We start from the raw sequence: 10,466 nt of genomic DNA on the forward strand, positions 1-10,466 counted from the left end.
GATTTCAATGCTTTCGACACTTTTGACGGACTTTTTCTATTTATATAGTATAGGAAAAAATATATTAATTAAAATAAAAACAAATAACTTATATAACGTAGTATACAAAATAAGAAAAAGTCCGTCATTTTGAGCAAAGTCTGGCAGAAACAAGTAATATCAAGGGTTTGAGCCTATGACGGACTTTGAAAAAATCTGGCAGAAATATTAAAAGTCCGGCAGAACTTCTAAAGTGTGCTTAATATTTATAAGTTTTCAATAAAAAAAATAGCTATTTCTATGCTCATTTATCAATTTACTTAAATCATATTGTCTTTAAAACTCTTACTACTTTCCTCTTCTATCTGTATTAAAATTATTTTATTAAATTTAAGCATCATATTCTACTTTTTCTTTCTACCAAATGTACTAAAAAATAAAAATCATAAATTATAATTTTTATTTAATTGTTCTTATTACACCTCTTCAATTTACTGATATATATTTTTTTGATATAATAAGTACTATAATTACGTACGTAAGGAGGTTAAAAATGGATAATAATTTCTTTTATACATTTCCAGCACTTAAAGGAATTCAGGCATCTAGAGAGTTTTTCGTAATTATGTGTCCTTTATCTGTACTATCAAAGTTATTTATTTTTAATGATGATGAGCTACCTCCAGAATATCGTGCACAAAGATTATTAAATAAATCTAGAATACCTGAAATAACATCCTATATGGTGGATAATCCTAATGACTATGTATTTTCTTCTGTCACAGCATCAATTGATGGTGAATTTTCATTTGAACCTTTTGAAAAAGCTTCAAATGAAAACATGGGAACTTTGCATGTGTCCATGGATAGTAGATTATTAATTAATGACGGCCAGCATAGAAGAGCAGCTATTGAGGAGGCTTTAAAAATTTCACCTGAATTAGGTAGCGAAACTATCTCAGTAGTTTTATTTATAGATGAGGGCCTTAATAGAAGCCAACAAATATTTGCTGATTTAAATAAGCATGCTGTTAATGTTTCAAAGTCAATAGGTATTTTATATGATTCTAGAGATCCAATTGCCTTAACCACTAAATCACTTATTGAAAAAAATAGTTTTCTAAAATATTTTACAGATAGGGAACAGCCTTCTTTGTCTAAGTATTCAAATAAACTATTTACATTAAGTAGTATAAATGAAACAAATAAAAAATTACTTTGTAAACTTAATCCTAAGGATGAATCTACTCAAAAATTTGTATATGAATTTTGGGATTGCTTATGTACAAATATGAAAGAATGGCAATTTGTTTTTAATAAAGAAATTAGCCCTTGTAATTTTAGAAAATCTTATATTAGTTCCAATGCTGTTGTACTTGAAGCTTTAGGAGTTATAGGAAATTGTCTTTTTAGAAAAAATAAATCTAATTGGAAAGACTATCTAAATAAAATAAGTACTATTGATTGGAATAGGTCTAATCTTGAAGATTGGGGCAATCGTGCTATTGGAACCAATGGACGTATAGTAAAAAATTCCAACTATATTAAGTTAACCACTAATTTTATAAAAATAAAAATAGGTCTTGAACTTAATAAAGATGAATTGGAATTAGAAAATTCATATAGAAAGCAGAAGGAAAATAAAAATGAGTAGTTTAAATATAAATGACAAAATAAATAATATACTAGAAGAAATGACTCGTGTATATAAAAATGATTCAAGACCTTGGGTTATAGGATACAGTGGTGGAAAAGATAGTACTACTGTAGTTTTATTAGCATTTAAAATGCTTCAAAACTTACCAAAGGAAGAAAGACATAAACCTGTTTATGTAATTTCATCAGATACATTAATTGAAAATCCTATAGTATTATCTTATTTACAACAAAACTCAAAATATATAAATGAAGGTGCTGAAAATTTAGGATTGCCTTTATATACTGATATGATACATCCAGATTATAATAATACATTTTGGGCTAATGTAATTGGCAAGGGTCTTCCAACCCCTACTTCTATTAGGTTTAGATGGTGTACTGAAAGATTAAAAATTAAGCCTTCTAATAAATTTATTGAAGATAAAGTTAAAGAAAATGGAGAGGTTGTAGTATTACTTGGTGTTAGAAAATCTGAAAGTATAGCAAGAGGAATTAGAATAAAAAATAGAGAAATTGAAGGTTATTTATTAACTCCTCATGTAACTCTACAAAACACTTATGTTTATAATCCTATTGTTGAACTTACAACAGATGATGTTTGGGCTATTCTACTTTCAAATAATGGTGAAACACCATGGGGAACCAATAATAATGATTTATTTGCCCTTTATATGGGTGGTGAAGGTGGAGAATGTCCTTTCACCGTAACAAATGATTCAGAGACACCATCTTGTGGAAACTCAAGATTTGGATGTTGGATATGTACTGTTGTTAAAGAAGATAAATCATTGACTGGATTTATTGAAAGTGGAGAAACTGAACTTCAACCACTACTTGATTTTAGAAGTTGGTTATTAAGCATACGTGATAAACATGAATATAGACAACAATATAGAAGAGATGGTAATCATTATTATAAAAAACTTTACTTAGACAAAATGCCTTTATTAAGTGATTATATTATTGATAAAAACCATCTATTCTTTGATAAAGAAAATAATGAAGGATATATAGATTTAGTTAGATCTAGAGAAACTGATGAACTTTTAAATAAAAAATCAACAGATAAAGACAAAATATTCCTTGAACTAATTCCAACGATTGAATCTGGTGAAGACATTAAATTAGATGTTAGTAAAATTCAATCTGATTCAAAGGGTGAATTCATAAATGTTGTTGGGTATGGACCATTTAATTTTAAAGCTAGAAAACTTATTCTTGAAAAATTACTTGAAACTCAAGCTAAAATTCAAGAAGCATATGACCTTGATTTAATAACAATTCAAGAGTTAGAAGCAATAGATAAAATTTGGGATGACGAGGAAGATTTAACTCGTAGAAGCTTAGTTGATATTTATTATAATAAAACTGGTAATAGACTTCCTTGGGATGATTATAAAAAACCTATTTTTGACAATTCTACATTAGAAAAGATATCTAATTTATGTGTAGAAACAAGTATCCCAGAGGATTTAATTAATAAATTACTTATAGAAAGCAATAAATATAAACATTTTACTAATAAAACTATACTGGATAAATCTATAAGTAAATTATTAAATCAAAAACACTTACACAAAAGTTTAGTTGAGGAGATAGACAATGATAATTAATAATATAACACTAAAAAACTTTAGATCATATGAAGACGAAACTACCTTCTCATTTACTCCAAATGGTAATAAAAACATAGTTTTAATTGGTGGTGAAAATGGAGCTGGTAAATCTACTCTATTTGAAGCAATTAAACTTTGTATATACGGTCCTACAACTTACGGCTACCTTGGTAACAATTATAATTACCAAACTAAAATTAAAAATAATATTAATGATAATGCATTTAAAAATGAAGATATAGAATCATTTATAGGATTAAGTCTTTCATTTAAAGAAGGAACAGAATTAAAAAATTATTATCTTAAACGTATATGGAAATATAAAAATCATAAATTAAATGAAGAATTTAAGGTGTTTTTAAATAATGACGAACTTTCTGAAGATGATAAACTTTATTTCGACAAATATTTAAAATCAGTGTTGCCACCTTCACTATTCGACTTTTTCTTTTTTGATGGTGAAGAATTAAGTGATTTCTTTGTTGGTAAATCATCAAGTTCAAACTTAAAAGAAGCTGTACTTGAACTTTTCAACTATGATACCTTTGATGTATTAAAAAAACAATTGCTTTCTTATCAAAGAACTCATTCTAAATCAAATAAAAATTTAGATGAAGCTCAAGCTAAGTATGATGAAATTTCATCAGAAATATATGAGTTGAAAAATGATATAAAAGAACTTGAAAATACTATTTTAAATAATAAAACTATTCTTGATGATTTATATATAAAAAAACAAAATGCTGACGATAACTTTAGAAATAGTGGTGGTATTTTTGAAGAAGAAAGATTATTGTTAAATTCAGAGATTAACAAGCTTGAATCTGAACGTACAGAAATAAATCAAGAAATTAAAGATTTTTGTAATGATACTCTACCATTTTTAATAGTATCTAAGTTATTAAAAGATACTAAAAAACAAATTCAAGAAGAAGATTCACTTATTTCATTTAATAGTATAAGTAAAAAGTTGTCCGGTAATATTATAGAATCAACACTCAATAAACATTTACCTAAACACAATAACCTTAATTATGATGAAATAGCCTTAACTCTTTTAAATGAAATGTTTGAAGTAGATAAAATGAAGGATATTTCTAATATATTAGAACTTTCAAACGAAGATAAAAATTCAATCAACTTCATAATTAATAATATATTAGGTAAAAGTAGTGATTTAAAATCTGATATATTATCAAAATTCACTAGACTTAAAGAAATTTCAGTAAGTATGAAAATTTTAAGAGAGAAACTTAATTCAACAGTTTCTGGTGATTTCTTAAATAACTATTTAGAATCAACTACTATTTTAAACAAACAAATAAGTGAAACTGAAAATATAATTACTTCTTCAAAAGCTAAACTTGAAGAAAAAAATAATCAATTATCTTTAAAGGATTATCATTTAACAAGAGCTAAAAATGAACTTACATCATTACTACAAAATAATAATGTTTTAGAAATGTCATCTAGCATAATTAGCTATTTAGATAAACTTCTAAAAAATATTACTAGAGATAAAATTGATGCTATAGAGCACGAATTTATTAATATATTTAAAAATATTATAAGAAAAGACAATTATGTTAATAGTATAGTAATTGATGATTCATTTAATTCTACTCTTTACATAAATAAAGAATATGATACAAATGAAATATTAAATATATTAACTAACCTTGGTTTTGAAGGAACTGAAAAGAAATATGGTTCTAAATTCATAGATGATTTGTTTAGTTATTTTGATGTATCAAACTATAAGAATTTAACTAAAAAACTTGAGCAGATAGCCTTAGTTGAATATATTTCTTTAAGTTCAAAGGTTAACATAAATGATTTTTCAAAAGGTGAAAAACAAATTTATATACTTTGTTTAATTTGGGCTATTATAAAGAGTTCTGGTGTTGAAATACCATTTATAATTGATACACCATATGCACGTATAGATGAAACTCATAGAAATGCTTTAACAACAACTTATTTACCTAATATAAGTAAACAAGTAATTATACTTTCAACTAACAAAGAAATTGATAGCGAATTATATAAAGTTGTTAAGCCTTATGTATGTAATGAATATCTACTTCTTTACAATACAGATTTAAGAAAAACAGAAGTTAAAAATGGATATTTTGAGGTGTAATTATGGGATTTAGATTAAAAACGTCAAAAAAGACAAAAGAAATATTTGAAGAATTAGGTGGAAGTTCAAATCTTAAACCATTTGCATTAAGTAAAATAGCCGTTTCTATGTCTCTAAATCATGAAACACCTATTGAAGAATATGAAAGTAAAGATACAAATGGACTTGAACTACAAAGAGCTACTGTTACTGGTGAATTTGATACTATATTTAAAGCTCTTATTGAAATGAATTTAGGTAGACATATTTCAGATGATGAATACTACCCTACTTATATGAAACTTCATATGGATAGAGGTGCTGAACTTCTATATAATAAATATAAATACTCAGGGGGTAACTTAGAAAAATTTATAACTAAGATACTTGATGAAGGAGATGCTAGTATATGATATATCTAGATAATAGTGCTACTACTCCAATTGACCCAGAAGTTTTGGAGGCAATGTTACCGTATTTAAAAGAAGAATACGGTAACCCTTCTAGTAGACACTATACATTAGCTGTTAACGCAGAAAAAGCTGTAGAAAAAGCAAGAGAGCAAGTAGCTGCTTTAATTAATGCAGACCCAAAAGAAATTATTTTTACAAGTGGTGCTTCTGAAAGTAATAATATGATTATTAAAGGTGTTTCTGATTATCTTAAATTTTATGAAGATAAAGGTAATCATATTATAACTTCAACTGTAGAACATAAATCCATTTTACAAACATGTAAATTTTTAAATGGTGATGTATTTTGGAATAATCCAGATAAAACAATTGCAAGTCAATTTCTAAAAAAGAAAAAGACTACTAAGAAAATTGATAGAGGTTTTGAAGTAAGTTTCTTACCAGTTAATGAATATGGTCAAGTTACTGATGAAAGCTTTAAAAATTCTATAAAAGAAAATACTATTTTAGCTTCTTTTATCTGGGGTAACAATGAAATTGGATCTTTAAATAATATAGACTCACTTTCTAAGATTGCTAAAGAAAACAATATACTTATACATTCTGATGCAACACAGGTATTAGGTAAAGTTTCTATAGATGTAAAGAAAACTCCTATAGACTTCCTATCATTCTCTGCTCATAAGATTTATGGACCTAAAGGGGTTGGAGCTGCTTTTATAAGACAAGAAAGCTTTAATAATTATAAAATGACTTCTCTTATACATGGAGGCCAACAAGAATTTGGATATAGAGCTGGAACTCATGCGGTTCATAATATAGTAGGATTCGGAAAAGCTTGTGAAATTGCAAAAAGAGATATGGATAATTATATTGAAAAAATGCTTAAGCTTGAGGAAGAAACTAAGAGTATTTTAAAAGAAAAGTATCCTGAAATAAAGTTTTTAGGAGATCCAGAAAATAAAATACCTGGTGTAATAGGTGTGATTATACCAAATGTAATAAATGAAATGCTAATAAAGAATTTAGCTGATAAAGTAGCTATTTCAGCAGGTTCTGCTTGTGGAATTGGTGAACCATCATATATCATACAAGAGATTGGTAAAGCTAATTGCACTAATCACTTTATTCGAATTAGTTTAAATAAAAATTTATTAATTTATGATATAAATAAATTTTTATTATAAAAATATATCCACATATATTATTCTATGTGGATATATTTTTTTGACTATCATTTTATTAAGTTTAGTTACTTATTTTTGTATTTCTTTATCCAAATCTATTGAAGATATTCTTTAAATCATTATAATTCTCCATTTAATATTCTATTATATACTTGATGAATTACAATATAGATTCTTTATAATTTAATTAGATTATCTTAATTTATATTCTTCACTTAATAAATTAGGTATAGTATTATGTTTATTCAAATTATATGTTTCTTTTTCCGTCTCCTCTCCACTATCAAATAATAACTCACTAATAGCAATTTCTGTAGTTTGAGCTACTTCTATTAAATTTTTATTTTTTAATACTTCTTCTCCAAGCTTTTTTGATAAAAATATATCTTCAGAATATAAAAATATCATGTAATTTATTACTGATAACTTCTCTTCTAAACATAATTTATCAAACTGGCTACAAAAATTTTTATATCTTTCTTTATACTCTGAATCCATAAATATCATAACTACAGTTTCATTTTTTAATGGAAATATGCAAATATTTAAATCCATGATCTTATACTCCGGATCTAAACAAAATTTATCATTAATTATTTCATTATTGAAATCTTGTATTAGAGCTATTGGACCTTGAAAAGCTATTGGAGTAACATAATTTAGTTTTTCATAGAAAATAAGCTCATACTGACTCTTGTCTATTCCTAATGCTCTATTCTTAGCTAATTGATATGAATCTTCTAACTCCTTTAAGTCTAATTCTTGACTTATATGCATATTTTCTTTTATATCTAAACCTTTTTGAACTCCTTGTAGTTCTTTTAGAAAATCTAAGAAATCAGACATTTCATCTAATTCCTTATTATCCTCATTAAAACTTTTTGCTTCTATTTCATCTAAAACGTCATCTAAATTCACCCCAAAAATATTTGTAGCACCATTGCTAAATGTAGGTAAATCAAAAATAGCATGTTCATATTGTCTTTTTCCAATATAACGCAAACTATTTTTCATAGCTATTTGTGCTAACATTTCATTTGTTGGCTTTTCTTTATAATTTTCAGGATCTTCATACTCTTGGAATATTTTACTATCGCAATCACGACAAATCAATTGAAATGTTCCAGCATTATTTACTCCTTTTTCTTCATCAATTAAAGGAAATCCAACTAATGCATTAGTTATCAAAACCTTACCCTCATTAGCAATATTACGTAAACAAAAAGCTGGTAAAGTATGAGAATTACAAAAACTAGTTGTTTCTTTACCACAATATTTACACTTCTCTTGTTTAGATTCTTTTCTAGCTCTTGCTAATTCTCTATTTATAGTTTTCTTTTGTTCTATTTTATTCTCTTGAATTAGCTCTCTTTCAGCCTCATCAATATCTAATGTTAAATACCTCATTTTTCCCTCCACTTTTTTGATTTAATCTGTTATGTTAAGTTAAATAAATATCACTCTTTTCAATTCTTTAGAATACAATAAAGTTTGCCATATAAAAAATTTTTCAAACTTATATAAATTTTAAAGAAGTAGTAATTATACGTATAATTAAGCTATTTTTCATAACAAACTAACATATTTAATTTATAATTCATAATTCCTACTAACTTTTATTAAAATATATATTAAATATGTTTTCTATATCAAGCTTTATAGTTTCTATATCACCTTCAGTTAATTTATCATTTATTGAAATTTTGTTATTTGTAAATCCATTATAATTAATATTCTTATTTAAACCAATAAATCCACTAGTATTTTTTCTCCAAAAAAATACTATACTTAATTCATTTAATTTTGTATCATAATCAAATCTAAACAACCATATATCATTTTCTTTATCATATACTTGTACATTTTTAACTATACCTAACTTAATTTTTTCTTTAAATATATTATATAAAGAATCAAAAAACCAAAATATAACTTCTTTAGCCTTTTTATTTTCCTTAATTTGTTCTAAAAACACTTTTAATTTTCTTCCTGTAATTTCCGATTTAATATTTGCTATATCTCCCCATTCTGATAAATCATATTCTTCTGAACTACTTATATTGTTTACATTTATATATATCTCAATATTATTCAATTTTTCATTTATAGCTTTTTTACTGTTTAATTTTTGGTATTCAAAGTATAACTCTAATAATTTAAATACTTCTTCATATTTTTCTTTTTCATTAAATTTATCAACACTTTCTCTATTACTTAAACTTTCATCATCTTCTTTTTTATAAAGTTCAAATGATGTATTAAATATTTTAATGCATGTTTGTTTATATGATAAGTACTTTTTGTAATATTCTGGATATACCTCTCTTATTATACATAATAATACTAATAGATTAGTATCTACCTTTAAGCCATTTATATTTTTAAACTTTAAAAAAACATAATTCAAAAAACTTAAATTCATTATTCTTTTAATTCTTCTTGGATTTACTTTAGTATAATCTATTAACTTCATAATAAATCGTTTTTGTAAATCATTTTGAAATTCTTTAAACAAATCATTCTTTATATTTATTTTTCTTTCATCTTTTTTAGAATTAAATATTATTGATTCAATATATTTTTCAATTGACTCAGTATCACTTTTAGGTATATAAAAAGGAATTTGTATAATTTTTTCTAAATATTCTCTTGAAAACTCCTTCCAATACTCCTCTTTCGATATTTGAATAATACCTTTATATTTATTAGCTAACGCACTTTCTATATAAGTAATATCGCACCCTAAAAAGAAAATACAATTTTTTGAATTTAATACTAATTTTATAGATTCTATTACCTCCATTACTTTATCGACATCACATCTATCTAAATCATCAATAAAAATTACTATCTTTTTTTTATTAAATATTTCATTACCTAATATTTGATTTATAGATTCTTTTAACGCGAAATTTTCATTAATAATAGAATCTATTGTTTCTTCTTGTTGCTTTTGGCTAAACTTATCAAAATCATATTCTGCCTTTATACTTGAAAAACCTAGAGATATTTTTAAAGGTTTAAATATTGTTTTTACAAAATCTGCTTTTGCAGATTTATTTAATTTTAACTTTTCACTTTTAACTTTTTCATATAATTTTGCTAAAAAAATTGTTATAAATTTTTTATTATCACCATATTCCCATGGATTTATATTTATAGTATAAAAATCTTTTTCAATTCTTTTACATATTAAATTCATAAAAGTTGTTTTTCCCTCTCCCCATTTACCATGAATTCCGAAGACTAATGGTGGAGTAATTAATTTATTATTTTCTTTTAGTATATAATTAAAAGCTTCTATATAAGGTTTATATCCCAAATAATCATATTCACTTGCTGTATCATTTAAAAAATTTCGCATTTTGTTCACCCTGTCTTATTTTATCATAAAAATTAACTTTTTTTGATATTTTTATAAAATTTTCTACAAAAAAAACAACTTAAATATTAATTTATTGAATATTTAAGTTGTTTTTTTATATGATAT

General features: G+C 24.8%; 7 protein-coding genes. 5 read left to right on the top strand and 2 right to left on the bottom strand.

Annotated features, from left to right (window positions below; all coding sequences use genetic code 11):
- The first annotated feature begins 532 nt into the window (after positions 1–532).
- From dndB to AC2JAQ_RS08230, 5 genes are read left to right on the top strand one after another with little or no spacing between them, the layout of a single operon-like run.
- On the top strand, positions 533–1,633 hold the full coding sequence (gene dndB / locus AC2JAQ_RS08210; RefSeq protein ID WP_488455996.1) for a DNA sulfur modification protein DndB: 1,101 nt from the start codon (positions 533–535) through the stop codon (positions 1,631–1,633).
- The gene (gene dndC, locus AC2JAQ_RS08215; RefSeq protein ID WP_488455997.1) at positions 1,626–3,251 is read left to right on the top strand and encodes a DNA phosphorothioation system sulfurtransferase DndC; all 1,626 of its coding nucleotides are present in this window, start codon (positions 1,626–1,628) and stop codon (positions 3,249–3,251) included. The genes dndB and dndC overlap by 8 nt, the downstream gene beginning before the upstream one ends.
- Positions 3,241–5,397, top strand: coding sequence for a DNA sulfur modification protein DndD (gene dndD / locus AC2JAQ_RS08220; protein WP_488455998.1), 2,157 nt, complete (start codon positions 3,241–3,243; stop codon positions 5,395–5,397). Before dndC ends, dndD begins: the two co-directional genes overlap by 11 nt.
- 2 nt (positions 5,398–5,399) lie before the next feature.
- Positions 5,400–5,789, top strand: coding sequence for a DndE family protein (locus AC2JAQ_RS08225; protein WP_488455999.1), 390 nt, complete (start codon positions 5,400–5,402; stop codon positions 5,787–5,789).
- Positions 5,786–6,976 carry a cysteine desulfurase family protein gene (locus AC2JAQ_RS08230; RefSeq protein ID WP_488456000.1) on the top strand — a complete coding sequence of 397 codons (1,191 nt, stop codon included), beginning with the start codon at positions 5,786–5,788 and terminating at the stop codon, positions 6,974–6,976. Before AC2JAQ_RS08225 ends, AC2JAQ_RS08230 begins: the two co-directional genes overlap by 4 nt.
- A 192-nt stretch (positions 6,977–7,168) precedes the next feature.
- Here AC2JAQ_RS08230 and AC2JAQ_RS08235 read toward each other — a convergent pair whose 3' ends face one another.
- Positions 7,169–8,383 (bottom strand): hypothetical protein, encoded by a 1,215-nt coding sequence (locus AC2JAQ_RS08235; RefSeq protein WP_488456001.1) that lies wholly within the window; start codon positions 8,381–8,383, stop codon positions 7,169–7,171.
- 202 nt (positions 8,384–8,585) lie between these two features.
- Positions 8,586–10,340: a KAP family P-loop NTPase fold protein gene (locus AC2JAQ_RS08240; RefSeq protein WP_488456002.1), complete on the bottom strand. Its 1,755-nt coding sequence runs from the start codon at positions 10,338–10,340 to the stop codon at positions 8,586–8,588.
- Positions 10,341–10,466 lie beyond the last annotated feature (126 nt).

Source organism: Clostridium sp. LIBA-8553 (assembly GCF_057782465.1).